Annotated in this window: 17 protein-coding genes; 11 read left to right on the top strand and 6 right to left on the bottom strand. The window is 62.1% G+C overall.

From position 1 onward, the window contains the following. Positions 1 to 2 precede the first annotated feature (2 nt). Complete coding sequence (locus AC3XQU_RS10670; protein ID WP_489874132.1) at positions 3 to 395, bottom strand: hypothetical protein; 393 nt, start codon at positions 393 to 395, stop codon at positions 3 to 5. A gap of 605 nt (positions 396 to 1,000) precedes the next feature. On the opposite strand from AC3XQU_RS10670, the gene AC3XQU_RS10665 reads away from it, so the two are divergent. From AC3XQU_RS10665 to AC3XQU_RS10655, 3 genes are read left to right on the top strand one after another with little or no spacing between them, the layout of a single operon-like run. After that, a complete protein-coding gene (locus tag AC3XQU_RS10665; protein ID WP_489874131.1) occupies positions 1,001 to 1,828 on the top strand; it encodes a hypothetical protein in 828 nt (275 codons plus the stop codon). Beyond that, on the top strand, positions 1,825 to 2,145 hold the full coding sequence (locus tag AC3XQU_RS10660; RefSeq protein WP_489874130.1) for an STAS-like domain-containing protein: 321 nt from the start codon (positions 1,825 to 1,827) through the stop codon (positions 2,143 to 2,145). The genes AC3XQU_RS10665 and AC3XQU_RS10660 overlap by 4 nt, the downstream gene beginning before the upstream one ends. Further along, complete coding sequence (locus AC3XQU_RS10655; RefSeq protein ID WP_489874129.1) at positions 2,145 to 2,609, top strand: hypothetical protein; 465 nt, start codon at positions 2,145 to 2,147, stop codon at positions 2,607 to 2,609. The genes AC3XQU_RS10660 and AC3XQU_RS10655 overlap by 1 nt, the downstream gene beginning before the upstream one ends. Positions 2,610 to 3,156: 547 nt before the next feature. Here AC3XQU_RS10655 and AC3XQU_RS10650 read toward each other — a convergent pair. Beyond that, complete coding sequence (locus AC3XQU_RS10650) at positions 3,157 to 3,498, bottom strand: hypothetical protein (protein ID WP_489874128.1); 342 nt, start codon at positions 3,496 to 3,498, stop codon at positions 3,157 to 3,159. Between the two features lie 209 nt (positions 3,499 to 3,707). Beyond that, entirely contained in the window at positions 3,708 to 4,109 is a 402-nt protein-coding gene (locus AC3XQU_RS10645) for a hypothetical protein (RefSeq protein ID WP_489874127.1), read from the bottom strand. A gap of 349 nt (positions 4,110 to 4,458) precedes the next feature. Between AC3XQU_RS10645 and AC3XQU_RS10640 the strand changes: the two genes are divergently transcribed. The 5 genes from AC3XQU_RS10640 to AC3XQU_RS10620 all read left to right on the top strand — a co-directional run bounded on the left by AC3XQU_RS10640 (position 4,459) and on the right by AC3XQU_RS10620 (position 10,579). Further along, entirely contained in the window at positions 4,459 to 5,520 is a 1,062-nt protein-coding gene (locus AC3XQU_RS10640) for an alpha/beta fold hydrolase (RefSeq protein ID WP_489874126.1), read from the top strand. 199 nt (positions 5,521 to 5,719) lie between these two features. Continuing rightward, a complete protein-coding gene (locus AC3XQU_RS10635) occupies positions 5,720 to 7,069 on the top strand; it encodes a chymotrypsin family serine protease (protein ID WP_489874125.1) in 1,350 nt (449 codons plus the stop codon). A gap of 109 nt (positions 7,070 to 7,178) precedes the next feature. After that, entirely contained in the window at positions 7,179 to 8,201 is a 1,023-nt protein-coding gene (waaF, locus tag AC3XQU_RS10630) for a lipopolysaccharide heptosyltransferase II (protein WP_489874188.1), read from the top strand. Between the two features lie 25 nt (positions 8,202 to 8,226). Next, positions 8,227 to 9,222: an ADP-glyceromanno-heptose 6-epimerase gene (rfaD, locus tag AC3XQU_RS10625; protein ID WP_489874124.1), complete on the top strand. Its 996-nt coding sequence runs from the start codon at positions 8,227 to 8,229 to the stop codon at positions 9,220 to 9,222. Positions 9,223 to 9,433: 211 nt separating this feature from the next. Then, positions 9,434 to 10,579: a sensor histidine kinase gene (locus AC3XQU_RS10620; protein WP_489874123.1), complete on the top strand. Its 1,146-nt coding sequence runs from the start codon at positions 9,434 to 9,436 to the stop codon at positions 10,577 to 10,579. A 4-nt stretch (positions 10,580 to 10,583) separates the two neighbouring features. On the opposite strand, the gene AC3XQU_RS10615 is transcribed toward AC3XQU_RS10620, so the two are convergent. Beyond that, positions 10,584 to 10,973, bottom strand: a complete 390-nt coding sequence (locus tag AC3XQU_RS10615; protein ID WP_489874122.1) for a putative quinol monooxygenase — start codon at positions 10,971 to 10,973, stop codon at positions 10,584 to 10,586. 133 nt (positions 10,974 to 11,106) lie between these two features. On the opposite strand from AC3XQU_RS10615, the gene AC3XQU_RS10610 reads away from it, so the two are divergent. Further along, positions 11,107 to 12,726 carry a M28 family peptidase gene (locus AC3XQU_RS10610; RefSeq protein WP_489874121.1) on the top strand — a complete coding sequence of 540 codons (1,620 nt, stop codon included), beginning with the start codon at positions 11,107 to 11,109 and terminating at the stop codon, positions 12,724 to 12,726. 6 nt (positions 12,727 to 12,732) lie between these two features. Here AC3XQU_RS10610 and AC3XQU_RS10605 read toward each other — a convergent pair whose 3' ends face one another. Beyond that, entirely contained in the window at positions 12,733 to 15,309 is a 2,577-nt protein-coding gene (locus AC3XQU_RS10605) for a hybrid sensor histidine kinase/response regulator (RefSeq protein WP_489874120.1), read from the bottom strand. 324 nt (positions 15,310 to 15,633) lie between these two features. Here AC3XQU_RS10605 and AC3XQU_RS10600 point away from each other — a divergent pair, with 324 nt between their 5' ends. Both AC3XQU_RS10600 and AC3XQU_RS10595 read left to right on the top strand, forming a co-directional pair. After that, a complete protein-coding gene (locus tag AC3XQU_RS10600) occupies positions 15,634 to 16,107 on the top strand; it encodes a chemotaxis protein CheW (protein ID WP_489874119.1) in 474 nt (157 codons plus the stop codon). 46 nt (positions 16,108 to 16,153) lie between these two features. Beyond that, positions 16,154 to 17,773 carry a methyl-accepting chemotaxis protein gene (locus AC3XQU_RS10595; RefSeq protein ID WP_489874118.1) on the top strand — a complete coding sequence of 540 codons (1,620 nt, stop codon included), beginning with the start codon at positions 16,154 to 16,156 and terminating at the stop codon, positions 17,771 to 17,773. A 93-nt stretch (positions 17,774 to 17,866) separates the two neighbouring features. On the opposite strand, the gene AC3XQU_RS10590 is transcribed toward AC3XQU_RS10595, so the two are convergent. Beyond that, positions 17,867 to 18,886, bottom strand: coding sequence for a porin (locus AC3XQU_RS10590; protein ID WP_489874117.1), 1,020 nt, complete (start codon positions 18,884 to 18,886; stop codon positions 17,867 to 17,869). Positions 18,887 to 19,126 lie beyond the last annotated feature (240 nt).

Below are 19,126 nucleotides of genomic sequence, written 5' to 3'. Positions count from 1 at the left end.
GATTACCCCTTGTTGCCATTCGTTCCTGCGAGTTCGCGTCTGTCCTCGACGGAGATGTCGCCGCTGACGACCTTCCAGAAGTTGCCCAGCTCTGTAGCAATGCTATAGCCCAGTGAGCGCATTGCGACGGGTCCCTCCTCTGGGAAGAACTCACGAACAGAGATCCCTAGGATCTCTTCGTACTTTCTGATCGTTCGCTTGTTGTGGATGATGACAAGGACCCTCCAACCCATGTAGTCCCCCAGCATCAACATACCAAGTGCCTTCTCTAGTTCATCTGCCGTACCCGAGAATCGATTCAAGGCGTCATTCGCAATGCGAACAAGCTCCGTCGCGCGTTCAGGTGGATGTATGTTCTGGACAGGTGGGGTCGGGTATTTGTCTTTTCTTGCCATCTTCACTCCTCGAAGTTAACAGAATAGACCTTGAAGGGGTTTTCAACAACCCTTGTCGTGCGTACGGGGCCTGGTTACCCACCGCGCCGCTCGCTCTTGCCCTGCTCATGGTGCGGCGAGCGGCGCCATGGATAACCGTTGATTTCCATTAACCTTTTGTAGGTTTCGTCTATACCCCGGGTTCGCTCGAGTTCAGCCCGTTGGCCGTCATGCTTACTATAGAATAGTGCCTGTGTGTGGTTGTATTTTCGCCACTCATCCTGACATAGGTAACGTAATGCGGTTGAGAGGAAACAAGACCGTATTGTGAACGTACAACAAAATATGACTAGAGATCTGCATAGCTGCAGTCCAGGGGATACGCATTGAAGAGATTGTCAGAGGAAGAAAGAAACCGACAGTTGCGAATAAAAAGGTATAGGGAAACTTCTAAGGTCAGGAGGCAAGGCTCAGTTCGGAAGAGTCAACTGGCAAGATATATCAAGCCAGGCGATGTAATATTTGCACCACGTGACTTCAACTTGACAAAGGGCCATGGAATTGAGGTTGTCTCGTTCTTGCGTGCAGTCTCTAGGGCCGTGCTAAGCGAGAGAAGAAAAGTTAGGTTGAAGTTCACCTACACCGAATACTTTCATGTGCCAGGGGCCATTCTTCTTTTTGCTGAGTTGGATAGGATCATTGCTTTATCTGAACATGACAAGCCAATTACTCTTGTAGAGCCATTTAGACGCCGCCCTCGGGAAGTTATGAAGCAAATTGGTATGTTTAACTTAACCGGCGATCGCTCAGATGTAATTCCAGAGCGCGACGATGTGGTTTATTGGAAGGCGACGAAGGGGGCTACCCAGAGTGGAGAGATATATGGTTCTGTTGTCGAGGCAATCGCGGAGCGTGTTAACAAGGAACATGCTAAGCAACTTGAGGTTGGCGGTCTTTGGCGTAGCGTGAATGAGGCTGTAGCAAATTCCATTGATCATGCATATAAAAAGCCACGTGCAGATGGTTTTCAGGGTCTTGACGATACGAAGTGGTGGATGTTCTCTCAGATCAAAGATGGAATCTTCACCTTGGCCGTTTGCGATCTAGGTTGTGGTTACCGCGCGACAATTGAAGAGACTATTCCTGAGATGTTTATCGCTAATTGGGCAGTACAGCTAAAGGGTTACAACCGCGATGCGACAGCAATTGCGACGGCAATGGAATATGGCCGTTCAGGTACGCACGAAAGTCATAGAGGAAAAGGGTCCCGAGACGTTTTATCGTTGCTACAGAAACACGGTGATGGATCGCTGGTGGTGTTGAGCAATACTGGATGGATGAAGTACGAATATGAAAACTCGGAGTTGATTTCCCGCCAGAGTGGCGGAATTGGGACAGACATAGGTGGAACCATTTTGTGGTGGAAGTTGCCGCTAGACGGAGGAAAATCATGATTATTGTAAATATCGCTCGCGATTTCACTAGATTCCCATCCGGGAGATCGAAGCTGAAAGGAAACACGAGTGGTGAGGCGTTTAGAGAGAAGTTTCTTGAACCGGCGATCAGGGAGGGGCAAGAGATAGTAGTTGAGTTAGACGGCACCATTGGCTATGGGTCGTCATTTTTGGAAGAAGCATTTGGAGGTTTAATTCGTTCTCTCAATGTCCCAGCCGCGAAAATAATGCAGATTTTGCATTTAAAGTCTGCAGATCCGACGTTGGTAGATGAAGTCGAAGGTTATATAAGAGAAGCCCAAAACAGAAAACCATAATGAGTACTGGACAAATACTTCTTCAAATTTTTGGTCTAATCGCCGGCTGGATAATTGTTCACCGTCAATCATCTAAGCGAGATATCGATAAAGCCCGTCGTGAGATGATCGCAAAAACTGCAGATGGGTTAAATGAAGATGCAGTTAAAATTTTCGAAGCTGCAAAGACTTATCACACGAGCAAGCGAAGTGAGGAGGCGGAAGACTCGATAAAAATGTCGCTGCAAGATTTATCGATTCGTACGTCGCTACTGACTAAGGTTTGTAACGATCAAGGCGAACTGAAAATATGTCGCAATGCAGTTTTAGACCTCAAAAAAGCTATTACTGGACTACATTTTGAGGATGAGCATGTGGACCCACTTGAAATGCGTTCGGAGCAGATGCAAACAGTAACCGAGACTATCCTTCGGGCTAGAAGGTCCTTCCTTGAGCTTAAGCAGAAACAGTTCCCAATGACATAATTGCAGCGGTCAGGTGCGCTATTGCGGAGCTTAAGTGGCTAACTGCCGCCGGAAGATTGGCGGTAGGAGCGTTGACCAATAGCGCAGTCATAGGTTGTAAGCTACTGTTTTTATACGGAATATCGGCTTAAGCTAACTTGGTTCATAGCCTACCGGGGGTTCGAATCCCCCTCTCTCCGCCAGGAATACAAAAGAAAATGGCCACCCTCGGGTGGCCATTTTTTTTGTTTCATGGCGGAGAGAAGCAGGGCCCCTGCGGGCCCTGCGCGGGGGATTCGAAGGGCTGGGCATGCTTGCCCAGCCCTCTCCGAATCGCCACTTTGCTGTCGCCAACGGCGACAGCCCCGCGCGCCGAGGGCGCGCGATGCGTACACGCCGGCAGCGTGTCAGACGTTCTGCGTCTAGCGTCTAAGTCGTGTCGCGACATCGGATCTGCCACCGTTCCTTGTAACCCCCCTCCTTTGAGCAAAGGCCGTAAGAGCGAGCTGCGAGGATGGAAACAAAAGCCCCGACTAGCGGGCTTGAGGAATTAGCTTTACTTAATGCTTTATTTTGCCGGCGGCGGCGGCAGGGGCGTCGCGGCTGGCGACTGGGGTGCAGAAAGAACTGTGCTGCCAGCGGGAACTACAAGGACTATCGGCGGCTGTTGCGCAACCGGTTGAGCCGGGGGGACTGCGGGTTTATCCGACATCCGACCGAACGCAAAAATTGCGCCAAGGATCGCAATGCCGAAGCCAACGACCCACCTGGTAACCTCAGTAGTTGCTTTATGCGAGTCAGTGCGAACATTTGCCATTTCGGTGCACATTTCACCTGTCTGTTTTGCCATCTCAGCGCGCATTTCGGCAAATTCTGCACGCAACTCGGCAAAACCTGTCTTGATGCTCATGTCGAAGTTCGCCAAGCGCGCGTCTACCTCAGCCTTGCCTACCGCAATTTGGCTTCGTTCTCTTTAAAGCGAGCATCAAGCTCATGGCGAGTGAAATCTGTCATAGGCTTGTGATTGGGTCGCAACACCTCTTTGTCAACTGGGTCAGGCATAGGCAATGCTCTACTGAACTTAGCCTTGATGTGTTCAACCCTACTGACGAGCGAAAATTACTCATGCTTGTCGTTGCTCTCTACAGCTTGATTACGTTCGGCCATCAAGTGGTGCAATGTGCGCCAATCCAATAACCGGACAAACCCGCAGTTAGCGCAAACTAGTGGAACGGCTTGCATAGCTCGATCAGTCCGCTTTTTATCTGAGGTAACTAGAGCTGAATTGATTGATAACGGTGCTAAGTCGTCCTCGTGCGACGCTCTAATTACTACATCCTCGTCCAGAGTAGAGACAGCAACATCAGGCGGAGGATTATCATCAGAGAACAAAGTCCAACTGTCATGCGCGCAATACAAGCATGTATCTGCAGCGCCTTTCGCTGCAAAAAATGCATTCAGATCATTGCCAGTGGCAAGCGAGAGCAGGGATGCGGAGAAAATCAAGGATAGGGGACGCATGATCATTCCTTCACAAAGCAAACCCATCTTTGGGACAGGCGCCGCGCCAAATCAGCGTAATGTCGTGCCGTCGGAGTGCCGCATGGCAGCGAAGCGCAACATGCGCCTCCGATAATTCAGTCTGGGGCAGCACCGATATACAGCACGCCCAGCAGGTACGTGCATCACGAAACAGTCTCGTTCCGCAAAAAACCATAGCTGCCCGAAATGATGACACGCTGCCTCACCCTCGGAGGGGAGAACGAACAGAAACGCCAGCAAAACAAGCGCCGTGAATTTCCACGCACTGTTCCAGGTCCTTGTGTTGTACTCTCCAAGATGTTTCTTTACCAACACACCAACGAGCGCCATGATAACCACGAGAACCCTAGCCCTCTCCATCCTGCTCACCCTCTGCACCGCCCCCGCTCAAGCCGCATCCCCCGCCACGCCCACCTTCACTAAAACCGTCTGCACCAGCCCCGGCAAATCCATCGACGCCAAAGGCTACCTGCGCATCGGCGGCATCGACCAGTGGGTGCGCATCAAGGGCAGCAACTGCGCCAACCCGCTGGTCCTGATCGTGCACGGCGGCCCCGGCAATCCATCCACGCCCTACGCCGACCAGATGTACCAATCCTGGGAAAAAGACTTCACCCTGGTGCAATGGGACCAGCGCGGCGCCGGCATGACCTACGCCCGCAATCGCCCGGGCGAGGACGAGCCGCTGGTGGTCGAACGCCTGCGCGACGACGGCAACGAACTTGCCCGTGAAGTGGCCAAGCTGTTCGGCAAGCGCAAGGTGATCCTGATGGGCGGCTCCTGGGGCTCGATGCTCGCCGTGCACATGGTGAAAGCCTGGCCCGAGCTGTACTGCGGCTATGTCGGCACCGGGCAGCTGGTCGGGCGCTTCGGCGACCAGGACAGCTACAACGCCACGCTGGCGCTCGCCCGCGCCGCGAACGACCAGGACGCCACAGGCAAACTGGAAGCCCTCGGCCCGCCGCCCTGGACCACCCCGCGCAACACCGGCATCCTGCGCCGCGTCACGCGCAAATACGAAGCGCTTGGCACGGAGCCGGCGCCGAAGTCCTGGTGGAAGCCGTCGCCCGGCTACACGACGGCGCAATACGAAGCCGACTACACGGCCGGCGAGGATTACTCCTGGCTGCAATTCGTCGGCTACAAGGGCGACGGCATCGCATCGAAAGTCGACCTGTACAAGCTCGGCACCGACTTCGCCGTCCCGGTCTTCATGCTGCAGGGCGAGCAGGACCTGGTGACGATGCCGGCCCAAGCCAGGCGCTATTTCGACAGCATCCAGGCGCCGCGTAAGGAGTTTGTCATGCTGCCGCGCACCGGACACGATCCGAATCCGATCATGCTGGACGCCCAGTTCAGGATGCTGAAGGAAGTCGGCAGCTGCCGTTGAAGCGGCTGTAAGCACTCACCAACCATGGCCGCCTTGAAGCGGCCATGTTCATCGTCACCCCCGCTATCTGCCGCACGCCACCCGTTTCTATGCACGCATCGTAAATACCCGGTGACTCAGCAATAACTTAGTGCTAAATTGACACTTTATTGGCCTTGAGCCATTTAATGTTGCGTTACTTTCTAGGGGGAGAGCGACGATGGACGACATGAGCTTCGAGCAGATGAAGCAGGCGAAGGAGTATTTTCACGCCGCCGCGATGCTGATTCCGGGTGTACACGGAACGAGCATCGGCGTGAAACGCGTGCAGGGCAAGCCGACCGGCGAGTTGGCGATCTGCGTGCACCTGAGCCGAAAGCGAAGTTTAGCGTCCATCCCGCAGGACGAGCAGATCCCGGTCGAGGTCGACGGTTTCCCTACCGACGTCATCGAGCACGCCCCCATCATCCGCTGCGACGCCACCGCCGAGCGGCGCGCCATGTACGAGGACAACGGCAAGTACCGGCCGCTGGTCGGCGGCACCAAGCTCAGCGTCGGCTATTTCTTCGGCACGCTCGGCTGCATGGTGAAAAAGCCCGACGGCAGCCTGTATGCGCTGTCGGCGGCCCACGTGCTGGGCAACGTCGGCACCACCGTCTACCAGCCGGCCAAGGTCAAGTGCGACGAGATCGGCGCCACGGTCGATATCTTCGACAGCTCGGACGTCGATGCCGCCATCGTCAGCCTGGATTACTACAACGACACCGGCCTGGCCTACATCCGCGAGATCGGCGCCGTCACCGGCACCCATGAGCTGAGCAAGGACGACCTGCCGTTTGCCGTCGCCAAGCGCGGCGTGTCCACGGGCCTGACCTCCGGCAGCATCACCTCGACGCACTACAGCGGGCTGGCCGCCAACCTCGAGCAGTTCCAGGACATGCTGTTCATTTGCGGCAGCGGCCACGATTTCGTCGACCATGGCGATTCCGGCTCGGCCATCGTGCACCGTATCGACGAGGACAACAACCTCGTGGTCGGCCTCCTGTGGGGCAAGTCGTCCGACACCAACCGCATCGCGATCGCCGCGCCGATCGACCGCGTCACCAACAGCCTGGGCGTGTCGGTGCTGACCAGGAAGGACAGCGTGCGCTCGCCTGACGAGACCCTGCTCGGGCGCTTCGAGGCTTTCCTGAGCGAGACCGAGCGCGGCAAGGCCTATTGGGACGCCTATTCGACCAACCGCATCTACTTCCGCCACATCTTCCACAACGTCCCGCGCCTGGCCGCGATGTGGCGCCGGATGCCGGTGGCCGAACTCCTGGCGGCCCTGCGCGAAGCCATGATCGACCCGGACACCATCATTCCCGCCAAGCTCGGTTCGCACGATACCGAAGAGGTGATGTGGGACCTGTACGAAGCACTCGGCAAATTCCTGCAGGCGAACCACCAGCGCATGCTCCAGCAGCAGGCGGCGTCGATGTGCCGTTTCGTGTGCGCGAACGTCGGCAACAGCTGGCGCGAGGCCCTGCACGGCCGGGTCAGGGAAACCGCCGGCGCCGAGCCTTCCTGACAAGGGCGTGCCCGGCACGGGAAGGCCGGCGCTCTGGTTGCTATAATCCGGGATTACGAATGCAGGGACCTGGCGACGCCCGGGTCCCGCACCATCCCGACGAAGGACCATCTTGCGCACGCTTGTCATTTCCCCCAACTGGATCGGCGACGCCGTCATGGCGCAGCCGCTGCTGCGCCGCCTGCGCGAGCTCCACCCCGACCGCCCGATCGACGTGCTGGCCCCGACCTGGGTGGCCCCGGTATGGCGCGCCATGCGCGAGGTGGACACGGTGCTCGAGTCGCCCTTCAAGCATGGCTCGCTGCAGTGGGCCGAGCGCCGCGCCTTTGCGAAAATCCTCAAGGCACGCGGCTATGCGGATTCCTACGTGCTGCCCAATACCCTCAAGTTCGCCCTGATTCCCTGGCTGGCCGGGATCAAGCGGCGGGTCGGCTACAAGGGCGAGATGCGCTATGGCCTGGTCAACGTGATGCACCACGACGACAAGGCCGCGCCGCGTCCCATGGCCCAGTTCTATGCGGCGCTGGCCGACGCGCCTGTGCGCCACCTGGCGCGTCCCGCGAAGCTGCCCGAGCCCGAGATGATCGTCGCGCCCGAACTGGCGGACGCCGCCATCGCGCGCCTCGGCCTGCCGGCAGGGACCTATGTCGCCTTTGCGCCGGGCGCCGAATTCGGCCCGGCCAAGCGCTGGCCGGCATCGTATTTCGCGGAGCTGGCGCAAACGATCCTGGCCAATCGCCCGGATGCACAGATCCTGCTGCTCGGCTCCCCCAAGGACCGCGCGGTCTGCGACGAGATCACCGCGCTTGTCCCCAGCGCGCACAACCTGGCCGGGTCGACGAAGCTGGAAGAAGCGATCGCGCTGATAGCGCGCGCGGCCGTGGTGGTGACCAACGACTCGGGCCTGATGCACATCGGCGCCGCCCTGCGCCGCCCGGTGGTGGCGATCTACGGCCCGACCGACCCGCGCCACACGCCGCCGCATTCCGAACTGGCCAAGGTGCTGTGGCTGCACATCGAATGTTCTCCCTGCCAGCAGCGCGAATGCCCGCTGGGCCACCAGAACTGCATGAAACAACTCCTGCCAAGCGACGTCTGGCAGCCGCTGCAGCCGATGCTGGCCGCAGCCTGAAACGCACATTGAAACGAGGTAGAAAATGATACTGGTCACAGGCGCAGCAGGCTTCATCGGAGCCAACCTGGTGCACGCGCTCTCCAGGCGCAAGCCCTTCAGCGTATTCGCGGTCGATAACATGTCGCGTCCGGATAAATTCCTGAACATCGTCGACGCCGAACTGGCCGACTACGCCGACAAGCAGGACTTCCTGGTGCGCCTGAAGGCCGGCGAATTCGACGGCAAGTTCACGGCCGTGCTGCACCAGGGCGCCTGCTCGAACACCATGGAGACCGACGGCGTCTACATGATGAAGAATAACTACGACTACACCATCGCACTGTTCGAGTTCTGCCAGCGCGAAGGCATCCCCTTCATCTACGCCTCGTCGGCGGCGGTGTACGGCGGCGGCACGGTGTTCAAGGAAGCGCGCGAGCACGAGCGCCCGCTGAACGTCTACGGCTATTCGAAATTCCTGTTCGACCAGTACATGCGCCGTTACTGGATGCAAGCGGGCATGGACAGCGGCAGCCAGGTCGTCGGCCTGCGCTACTTCAACGTCTACGGCCCGCTCGAAAGCCACAAGGGCACGATGGCCTCGGTGCCTTTCCACCAGTACCACCAGTTCCAGAAAGAGGGCAAGGTCAAGCTGTTCGGCGCCAACGATGGCTACGAAGCCGGCACCCAGAAGCGCGACTTCGTCTACATCGAGGATGTGGTGAAGGTGAACCTGTTCTTCCTCGATCACCCCGACAAGCGCGGCGTGTTCAACCTGGGCACCGGCCGCGCGCAGCCGTTCAACGACCTGGCGGTGGCCACGGTCAATGCGCTGGCCAACGAGGGCGGGGCGCCGATGACCCTGGAGCAGATCGTGGACAAGGGCTTGCTCGAATACCTGCCGTTCCCGGACAAGCTCAAAGGCAAATACCAGAGTTTCACGCAGGCCGATATCGGGGCGCTGCGCGAGGCGGGGTACACCGAGCCGTTCACGGATGTCGCGGCCGGCGTCGCGAAGTACATGCAGTACCTGAAATCGTAGGATGGGCGTGAGCGGGCCTTCACGCGTCATGGGAACGCGTGGGCAGGAAACCTGCCCACCCTACGGCGTATGAGCTAATCTTATGTCGCGGCAATATTTATAGGATAGGCTTCTACCTATCCCTCCCGCATTCACGCGCCGCCCCGAAAAACCCTCGTGTAGACTCCAGTCTCGTTCTTTTTTGCCAACGCGACCAGGGTCCTCACCGGTAATGAATGCAAACCTCACCGGGCACCTGTCCCCCGACGATCCCGAGCTGGCGCCCATCACGCGTGCGATGGTGGCGCTGCGCACGCCGCTCATCGACGCCTGGATGAAGGAAGTGCGCGGCCAGGTGCCGCAGGCGAGAGACCTGCCGCTGCCCATCCTCGAGAATACGCTCCCGGCCTATTTCGACACCCTGGCCGCGCTGCTCTCCCCCGGCTTTTCGGCGCGCGTGGTCTCCGACCTGGGCGCGGTCGCCAGCGAGCATGGCGGCGAGCGCGCCCGCCTGACGATGTACGACGCCACCGCCGTCATCCACGAGTTGCAGATCTTCCGCGACGTGATGTTCCGCGAGCTCGACGCCCATGGCGTTCTACTGGACGAGGGCCAGCGCGCCACCCTGTCGGCCCACATCGACGCCACCATCCGCGAGAGCGCGAATGCCTTCATCGTGGTGCAGGCCGCGCTGCGCGAGCAGTTCGTGGCCTCGATGGCGCACGACCTCCGTACGCCCCTGTCCACCGCCCAGATGGCGGCCGAGATGATCAACCATACTTCCAGCGACACCGCCGTGCGCCGCTATGCCGAGAAGATCGTCGCGAGCACCCAGCGCATGGACGGCATGACGCGCGAACTGCTCGACGGGATTGCCTTTTGCAAGACCGGCCCGGTGCGCTTGAACCTCGTGCGGATGGACATGGTGGCGCTGGTGCGCGAGGTGGCGCAGTCGGCCGAGATCTTCCACCCGGTCGAGGTCCAGATCGAGGCCGACCCGATCGAAGGCTGGTGGTGCCGCGAAGCGCTGCAGCGGACCATCGAGAACCTGGTCAACAATGCGATCAAGTACGGCGCGCGCGACGCGGCCATCCGCTTGATCGTGTCGACCACGATCGAGCGGGTGCAGGTGATGGTGCATAACCAGGGCGCGCCGATCGCGCCCGAGGATAGCGAGAGCATCTTCCAGCTCTACCGCCGCGCCGGCAACCAGGACCTGGGCGAGGGCTGGGGCGTGGGCCTGCCGTATGTACGGCGCGTGGCCGAGGCCCATGGCGGCAGCGTGCTGATGTCCAGCTCCGCCGAAGAGGGCACGGCCTTCGTGATCGACCTGCCGGTCGACGCACGGCCCTTCGCCGGCGCGCCCACCGCGGCCTGAACCCCTAGCGCGGCTTGCTCAGGCCGTGCCCGCCCACCGGTTCGGTCTCGAAGCGCTCGCCGAAGCCCGCGATCAGCGGCCGTCCCTTGGCGATCGCCGCCTGGACCTGTGGCAGGGCCAGCGAGGCCTTGTGGCTGGCCTGGCTGTCCCAGGTTTCGGTGACCCAGAGCGCGTCCGCATCCAGCTTGTCCTTGGCGATCACGTAGCCGAGGCAACCCGGCATCGCCGCGGTTCCTTCGAGCAGGATGGCGATCAAGGCATCGCGTTGTCCCGGCTGGGCGCGCATTTTTCCGATCAAACCGTACATGGTGGACTCCCTGGTGGCGGGTGCTGCGTGGGCAGTAAGGGGCAGGGCGGCAAGCACGGCGACCGCGGTACGGCGGGTGATGGTCATGGACGCTTCCTGTTGGGTAGATGCCAAGTATAGGCTTGGGTCCCGGCCTGCGGCAATGGGGACCGCCCGGTCCATGTAGGCTGGGTTAAGATGGCAGCCTGCCAAGCCGGCCCACCTTGATACGGAATCTTCGATGCGACTTTCCCCTCTCGCCCTCGCTGCTGCCATCACCCTGTCCGGTACTGCCTTCGCCCAGGCGCCGGCGGTGTCCGAGCCGGTGCTGCGCGGCCACCTGGCCTTCCTGGCCGACGATCTGTTCGAAGGCCGCGGCACCGGCCAGCGCGGCGGCGACCTGGCGGTGCGCTACCTCGAAACCCAGGCCGCGATCATCGGCCTGAAGGAGATCCCCGGCGGCGGCTACCGCCAGAAGGTCGATATCCGCGGCACCCGGCTGCTGCCGGGCAGCAGCGTGCGCTTCCAGGCCGGCGGCAAGCAATTCAAGCCCGAGATCGGCAAGGGCATCGTGTTCGGCACCGCCAGCGGGCGTACCAGCGTGGCGTTCGATGCGCCACTGCTGTTCGTCGGCTATGGCGTGTCCGCGCTTGAAGAAAAGTGGGACGACTACAAGGATGTGGATGTGAAGGGCAAGATCCTGGTCATGATGGTCAACGACCCCCAGCCTACCGCGCAGGAGCCGAACCGCTTCGCGGGCAAGGCCTATACCTGGTATGGCCGCTGGCTCTACAAGTTCGAGGAAGCGGTGCGCAAGGGCGCCGCCGGCGCGCTCCTGATCCATACGCTGCCGTCGTCATCGTATCCGTGGAGCGTGCCGGCCAACGGCTTCTCGCACGAGCGCTTCCACCTGGCGGGCGCCGGCAATCCGGTCGAAGGCTGGCTGCACGAAGACACGGCGCGCGAACTGTTTGCAGCCGCCGGCTTCAACCTCGACACGCTGCGCGCCCAGGCCGAAAGCCGCGACTTCCGTCCGGTGGACCTGAAGATCGCCACCCATGTGGAACTGAAATCCGGCATCCGCCAGGTCGAGCAGTTCAACGTCGTCGGGCTCATTCCGGGGACCGACCCGAAGCTCAAGGACCAGGCGGTGGTGTACTCCTCGCACTGGGACCACATGGGCATGGACGAAGGCCCGGCAGGCGACCGGAAAGACCGCATCTACAACGGCGCCATCGACAACGCCTCCGGCACCGCCGCGCTGCTGGCGATGGCGGCCGAGGCGGTCAAGAAGCCGGCGCGCCGCACCCAGGTCTTCCTGTGGCCGGCCGCCGAAGAGCAGGGCCTGCTGGGCAGCGCCGCCTATGTGAAGAGCCCGGTGGTGCCGCTGGCCAAGACCGCGGCCGACCTGAATCTCGACAGCCTGAATTTCGTCGGCAAGACCAAGGATATCGGCGTGCCGGGCGCGGAGCGCAGCACCTTGTACGAGACCGCGGCGCTTGTGGCAAAAGGCATGGGCCTGAAGCTTGCCCCGACCATTCCCGACCTGTCGGGCGCCTACTTCCGCGCCGACCACTTCAACTTCGCCAAGGCGGGCGTGCCGGCATTTAATGTCGGATCGGCGGTGTTCTCGGGCGACGGCCATTTCGAGTTCGCGCACCAGCATGGCGCCTCGAGCCAGAAGATGGTCGGCTTCAAGAAGGACTACCACCAGGTGACCGACGAGTACCGCGCCGACTGGGACTTGTCGGGCATGGTGCAGCAGGCGCAGTTCACGCTGAACCTGGGCTATGCGGTGGCCAACGCCCCCGGCATGCCGGCATGGAAGAAGGGCGAACCCTTCGGCAGCGTCAAGCGCTAGGCGCGGTCACGCGTTGGCCACGCCCGCCAGGATCTTTTCAAGGCTGGCTATGTCCACCGGCTTGACCAGATGGTGGTCGAAGCCGGCTTGCGCGCTGTTGCGGCGGTCCTGTTCCTGGCCGTAGCCGGTCACCGCCACCAGCACTGCCTGGGCGGTGGCCGGATCGCGGCGCAGGCGGCGCGCCAGTTCGTAGCCGTCCATGTCGGGCAGCCCGATGTCGAGCAGGCATACGTTCGGCGCGAAGCCGGGGGCCAGCGCCAGCGCCGCCCGCGAGTCGTGCTCGACCTGCACTTCGTGGCCCTGGGCGCCGACATACATCGCCAGCACCTGGGCCGCATCGACGTTGTCGTCCACCACCAGCACCTTCAGGTTCGCGTCCTGCCGCGGCGCCGTGGCTGCGGCCTCCTGGCTCGCCGTGGCGCGCTCGGTGCAGCGGGGCAGGCGCACCGTGAAGACCGTTCCCGATCCCTGGCCGCTGCTGGCCACGCCGACGCTGCCGCCATGCAGCTCCACCAGGCTGCGCACCAGCGCCAGGCCGATGCCCAGGCCGCCGAGCGAGCGGTCCGGGGTGCGCTCGCCCTGTACGAACATGTCGAAGGCGCGTTCGAGTTCGGCCGGCAGCATGCCGATGCCGTTGTCGCGCACTTCCAGCACCACCAGCTCGCTGCCGGCGGCCAGGGTGACGGCAATCTCGCCGCCGCGGTCGGTGAACTTGGCCGCGTTGTGCAGCAGGTTGCCCACCACCTGCACCAGCCGCTTGCGGTCGCCGAAGACGTGGCAGGGCTGGGGCAGGGTGCGGACCTCGAGACGGTGGCCCTTGTCGCGCACCAGCGCCTGGACCTGCTCGGCCGCGTCCAGCACCACCGCGTTGATGTCGATGCGTTCCTTGGCCAGTTCCACCAGTCCGCGGGTCACGCGCGAGACATCCAGCAGGTCGTCCACCAGCCCGGCCATGTGGCGCGCCTGGCGCGCGATGATGGCGCTGATCTGTTTGGTCCGCGCCGGGTCGAGCGCGTCCTGGCCGAGCAGCTGCGCGCCGGAAGTGATCGGGGCCAGCGGGTTGCGCAGTTCGTGCGCGAGCATGGCGAGGAATTCGTTCTTGCGCTGGTCGGCGTGGCGCAGCGCTTCTTCGGCGCGCACGCGCTCGGTCACGTCCTGCATCGAGCCGCGCAGCGCCACCACGCGCCCGTCCGCGCCGTGCACGCTCTCGCAGCGGTAGTCGAGCCAGATGCGGTGGCCGTCGGCGTGGGTGGCGTGCAGCTGCAGCTTGCCGTTGCCGCCGATGCGCACCAGTTCGCCCGTCAGGCGCTGGACCTGCAGCCACGACTCTTCGCTCAGTACCGAGCCGCGCTGCTGGGCAAAGGGCGGCAGCTGGCGGCCGAAGATGTGGACCACCGAGTCGGACATCTCGATGGCCTCGCTGCCGATGGTCCAGTGCCAGGTGCCGAAGCGCGCCTGCATGTGGGTGTCGCGCAATGCCGTTTCCTTGGCCGCCAGTTCGCGCGAGCGCTCTTCGAGCAGGGCGGCGGCGTTGCCGATGGCCGCCGCAAGGTCCGCCGCTTCGCGCACATAGACTTCGTCCAGCGGCACGCGTTGCGCGCCGTCGCCCTTGCCGAGCGCCAGGGCCGGGCCGGTGAGCGCCTGCAGCGAGCGCGCCATCCGCCCGCCGATCAGCCAGGCCAGGCACAGCCCGATCGCGAACAGTACCAGCGTGCCGCCCACCATCATGGCCAGCTGTCCAAGCAGTTCGGCGCGCAGGACGGCGCGCGGGATGCCGATCGCGATGCCCCAGCCGGTAAGGGCCGAGCGCGAGAAGGAAGACACCAGCGGCGTACCTTCGCGCGAACGCGAATCGATCGTTCCCTCGCTGGCGCGCGCGGCCGCATTGCGCAGCAGCGGGTTGACCGGCTTGCCGACCGACTGGGCGTGATTGATATTGCGCGCGAAAATGATGCCCTGGCGGTCGAACAGCGACGCTACCGCGCCTTCGGGGATCGATTTCGGCGAAAGGATGCCCTGGAAGTAGGCCGGGTGCATGCCAATGCTCAGCACATAGCGCACCTCGCCGCCCATCTGCACCGGCACGTCGACCCGGGCGGTAGGCTGCTTGAGCAGTGGGCCGATGAACACGTCCGAAACGGCCGGCCTGCCGGTGGCGAATACCTGCTCGAGCTCGGGCGTGCGGTCGAGCGGCAGCGGCGTGCCGTAGTCGGCTGCGGTGTTGACGAGCTGCTGGCCGCTGCGGTCGCGCAGCACCATGTTCATGCCGCCGCCGGCCAGCACCAGGGCCTGGCGAGCCTGGCGGTGCACCCGTGCGTAGTCGCCCGTTTCAAGCGCATCGAGGGTCGACAGGGTCTGGGCGATCGACTGGCCCTGTATCAGCCTGTTGTCGACCGTGTGCACCAGCGCGCGCACGGTCTGCATGGTGTTCTTCTCGAACTGGGCGCGGGCCTTCTGGTACTGGTGGACGAACAGCAGGGACGCGCCGACCACGCCGGGCAGCAGGGTTGCCAGCACCAGCCATAACAGGTAGGCGCGCAATGGCCTGTGGGCCGGGAGAGAAGAGGGGGAAGTGCCGGTCACGCGGTCGTCCGGAAGACAGGGGAATTGACGGATTCTACGTGATATTGCCCAAGCGCACCGGCTCGTGTCGGGGTGCTGTTGTTTTGGGCACGCCGAGCGGCATGCCCGCGGAAACAGGGGTCGTGAAATAAATCGCCTCTCCCTGAGGAGACAAAGAACATGCTACGGGTCAATTCCGTTGCAGCCGCGCTATAAGCTGTACTAAAAACAGGGAATTTTGCCCGGTTTTGCAACTTCGCCATCGAATCCGCACCGGATTGAAGGTATCGTATCTTGCATTAGGGCAATTACGCTCTCGCCTCACCCGAACGACAGGAATCCCACATGGACGCAGCAACCCTCGACAACGAAGTATTGTCCTTCCGCCTTGCGAAGGAAGAGTACGCTATCAGCATCCTCAAGGTGCAGGAAATCCGCGGCTACGAAGAGCCGACCCTGCTGCCCAGCGCCCCGGCCTGCATCAAGGGCATCCAGAACCTGCGCGGTTCGATCGTGCCGATCGTGGACATGCGCATCCTGTTCAACCTGGGCGAGCCGGTCTACGACCAGTTCACTGTCGTGATCGTCCTGAACATCAAGAACCACGTGATCGGCATGGTAGTGGACAGCGTTTCCGACGTCGTCACCCTGCTCGACGAGCAGATCCGCCCGGCGCCCGAGATGGGCTCGGCTGCGGACGGCGACTACATCACCGGCCTGGGCACGGTCGGCGAACGCATGCTGATCCTGCTCGACATCGACCAGCTGATGAGCTCGGAAAAGCTCGGCCTGATCGCCAGCCCGAAACAGGCGGCATAAACCTTCATCGGACGGGCCGAGGCGCCCCCCATCCAGGAGAACACACATGAATTTTGCGAACCTTAACATCGGCAAACGTCTCGGCTTCGGCTTTGGACTGGTCTGCACCATGCTCGTGTGCATGATCGTGTCGAGCACCGTCATGCTGGGCCGCGTCAATAGCGGCACCGACGAGATCGTCAATAACCGCATGCCGCGGATCGAAGCGACGACCCTGCTGCTCAACGAAATCAACGACATCGCCATTGCACTGCGCAACATGCTGCTCAATGAAGAGCGCTCCGACCGCAACCGCCAGGCCGAGGAAATCCTCAGTTCGCGCAAAGCGATCGACCGCCTGCTGGGCGAGCTGGACAAGACCCTGCAGCACCCGACCGCACGCCAGCTGCTGGCAACCAAGCAAAAGCACATCAGCACCTATATCGTCGGCCAGGAAAAGATCATCAAACTGGTCAACGAGGGCCTGGTCGAGGAAGCGAACCAGTATCTGGTCGAGGAACTGCGTCCCTTGCTGGTCGACCTGAAGAAGGCCGTGCACCAGCAGACCGAGCTGCAGAAGTCGATCGCCATGGAAAAGGCCGCGGAGGCCCAGCGTACCTACGAAACTACCACCCGCCTGATGTGGCTGGTGGGCGCGGCCGTCGTCGGCCTGGCCGGCGCGGTCGCCTGGTGGATCACCCGCTCGATCACGCGTCCGGTGCAGCGCGCGCTCGAGGTCGCCAACACGGTCGCCGCCGGCGACCTGACCAGCCGCATCGAGGTCACCACGCGCGACGAAATGGGCCAGCTGCTGCAGGCGCTCAAGACCATGAACGAGAACCTGGCGCGCACGGTCGGCACGGTGCGCACCGGCACCGGCGCCATCACGGTGGCCGCCAACGAAGTCGCGGCGGGCAACCAGGACCTGTCCAGCCGTACCGAACAGCAGGCCAGCTCGCTCGAGGAAACCGCCTCGTCGATGGAAGAACTGACCTCGACCGTCAAGCAGAACGCCGACAATGCCCGCCAGGCCAACGTGCTGGCCGATGCGGCATCGCAGGTGGCCCAGCGCGGCGGCGCGGTCATCAGCCAGGTGGTCGGCACCATGGGCGAGATCGATGCCTCGGCCGGCAAGATCAGCGACATCATCGGCGTCATCGACAGCATCGCCTTCCAGACCAACATCCTGGCGCTCAACGCCGCGGTCGAAGCGGCGCGCGCCGGCGAGCAGGGACGCGGCTTTGCGGTGGTCGCGTCCGAAGTGCGCAACCTCGCGCAGCGTTCCGCGGCAGCGGCGAAAGAGATCAAGGGCCTGATCGACGACTCGACCGGCAAGGTCGCCAGCGGCAGCAAGCTGGTGGCGGAAGCCGGCTCGACGATGCAGGAAATCGTCGACAGCGTGCGCCGCGTGACCGATATCATGGGCGAGATCACCTCCGCCAGCCAGGAGCAGACCGCCGGCATCGAGCAGATCAACCAGGCCGTGGCCGAGATGGACAACGTGACCCAGCAGAATGCGGCGCTGGTGGAGCAGGCGGCAGCCGCCGCGGAAGCCATGAAGGACCAGGCGACCATGCTGACGAACGCCATGGCGGTGTTCAAGGTCGAAGCGGCCGAAGCTGCGCAGGCAGGCGCGCAGCCGGTCATGCGCAGCGCGCAGCGCGCCTTGCAGGCCCTGCCGGCATAAGGCGCCCTGCAGGACGGGGCGGACGTAGCCATCGTCCCGCACAAACAAAAACGGCAAGCCCGAAGGCTTGCCGTTTTTTTTACGCCGCAGCGCTTAGAACGAGTGGCGCACGCCTACGTTGAACACCGACGGATCGGCGCCGAAGGCGGTTGGCGGCGGGGCAAAGGTGCCGCCTGCCGAGGTCAGGCCGAAGTTGCCCAGGTTGTTGTTGCGCACGCGGCCGTAGCTGCTGTACAGGTTGGTGCGCTTGGACAGGGTGTACTGGTAGGCCAGCGAGAAGCCGTTGCCGCGCCCGCCGGTGTCGACGCGCTGCTGGTGCACCGACGCGAAGAACTTGCTGGCGCCGCTGGTGAACGAGGCGCCCACGGTGGTGAACTTGAACTCGGGCAGCGGGCCCTCCGGGTCGGCCATCACGTAGGAGCCGCGCACGTCGAAGGCGCCGAAGTTGTAGCCTGCGCCGAAGGCGAATTCCTCGTCGTCGCCGGCGGCAAGGTTCTCGACCTGGTGGTAGCCCAGGCCCAGGTTCAGCGGACCGTTCTTGTATTCGACCGACACGCCGACCAGGTTGCCCGACGGGTTGTCGTTCTGGCGCTCGCCCGCGCTGTAGGCGGCCTGCACCGTGAAGCCGCTCAGCGCTTCGCTCTTGTAGTTGACCGAGTTGGCCAGGCGGCGGGTCGCGCGGCCGGTGCCGAAGCTGCCCAGGTTGGAGCCGTAGAAGCCATGGCCCAGCGGGTCGCTGGACTGCACGACTGCGGCGATGGGGCTGTATTCACGGCCAACGGTCACGGTGCCGAACGAGCCCTGCAGGCCGACCACGGCGCGGCGCTGGAACAGGCCGGCGGCGTCTTGGGCGCCGGTGTCGATCGCGTAACCGGCCTCGATGTTGAACAGCGCCTTGAGGCCGTTGCCCAGGTCTTCGGTACCGCGGAAGCCGATGCGGCTGGTCGACTGGGTGCCCGAGCTGATCACGGTGCGGCTGTCGGTGCCCGGTGCATCCGTGTCTTCGATACCGACCGATGCATCGGCGATGCCGTAGATCGTGACGCTGGTCTGCGCTTGGGCAACCAGCGGCAGGACGGACAACAGGGCGAGGGCCAGGCAAGTCTTCTTCATTTCGTGTCTCCAGTAGTTGGTGTCGTTCTTACAAATAGGAACAGTGCAGGCGCTGTCTGTTAGCAATAAAGCAGGTTTGGTAGACAGTTACGTTACCAGCACCGTGAAAATGATGCCAATAAACATTTGCACTATCCTTACATGATTTCCGATTGACATGTTTGTGTGGTCAAAAAACAGCATGATCTAGCGCAAATATTGCTGCACAAACACTTTACATGTTGCGTCAATCACACGCTA

The organism is Telluria sp. AZSoR62, from assembly GCF_058111565.1.
Note: the sequence above shows the minus strand (reverse complement) of the source record. Positions and strands in the feature narration are given on the sequence as shown.

Excerpts from the sequence above, each read along its gene's own strand:
- AC3XQU_RS10650 (WP_489874128.1), bottom strand. The coding sequence starts at position 3,498 with ATGAGCATCAAGACAGGTTTTGCCGAGTTGCGTGCAGAATTTGCCGAA.
- AC3XQU_RS10640 (WP_489874126.1), top strand. The coding sequence starts at position 4,459 with ATGATAACCACGAGAACCCTAGCCCTCTCCATCCTGCTCACCCTCTGC.
- AC3XQU_RS10590 (WP_489874117.1), bottom strand. The coding sequence starts at position 18,886 with ATGAAGAAGACTTGCCTGGCCCTCGCCCTGTTGTCCGTCCTGCCGCTG.
- AC3XQU_RS10645 (WP_489874127.1), bottom strand. The coding sequence starts at position 4,109 with ATGCGTCCCCTATCCTTGATTTTCTCCGCATCCCTGCTCTCGCTTGCC.
- AC3XQU_RS10600 (WP_489874119.1), top strand. The coding sequence starts at position 15,634 with ATGGACGCAGCAACCCTCGACAACGAAGTATTGTCCTTCCGCCTTGCG.
- AC3XQU_RS10660 (WP_489874130.1), top strand. The coding sequence starts at position 1,825 with ATGATTATTGTAAATATCGCTCGCGATTTCACTAGATTCCCATCCGGG.
- AC3XQU_RS10655 (WP_489874129.1), top strand. The coding sequence starts at position 2,145 with ATGAGTACTGGACAAATACTTCTTCAAATTTTTGGTCTAATCGCCGGC.
- AC3XQU_RS10620 (WP_489874123.1), top strand. The coding sequence starts at position 9,434 with ATGAATGCAAACCTCACCGGGCACCTGTCCCCCGACGATCCCGAGCTG.
- AC3XQU_RS10615 (WP_489874122.1), bottom strand. The coding sequence starts at position 10,973 with ATGACCATCACCCGCCGTACCGCGGTCGCCGTGCTTGCCGCCCTGCCC.
- AC3XQU_RS10670 (WP_489874132.1), bottom strand. The coding sequence starts at position 395 with ATGGCAAGAAAAGACAAATACCCGACCCCACCTGTCCAGAACATACAT.
- AC3XQU_RS10610 (WP_489874121.1), top strand. The coding sequence starts at position 11,107 with ATGCGACTTTCCCCTCTCGCCCTCGCTGCTGCCATCACCCTGTCCGGT.
- AC3XQU_RS10595 (WP_489874118.1), top strand. The coding sequence starts at position 16,154 with ATGAATTTTGCGAACCTTAACATCGGCAAACGTCTCGGCTTCGGCTTT.
- AC3XQU_RS10635 (WP_489874125.1), top strand. The coding sequence starts at position 5,720 with ATGGACGACATGAGCTTCGAGCAGATGAAGCAGGCGAAGGAGTATTTT.
- rfaD (WP_489874124.1), top strand. The coding sequence starts at position 8,227 with ATGATACTGGTCACAGGCGCAGCAGGCTTCATCGGAGCCAACCTGGTG.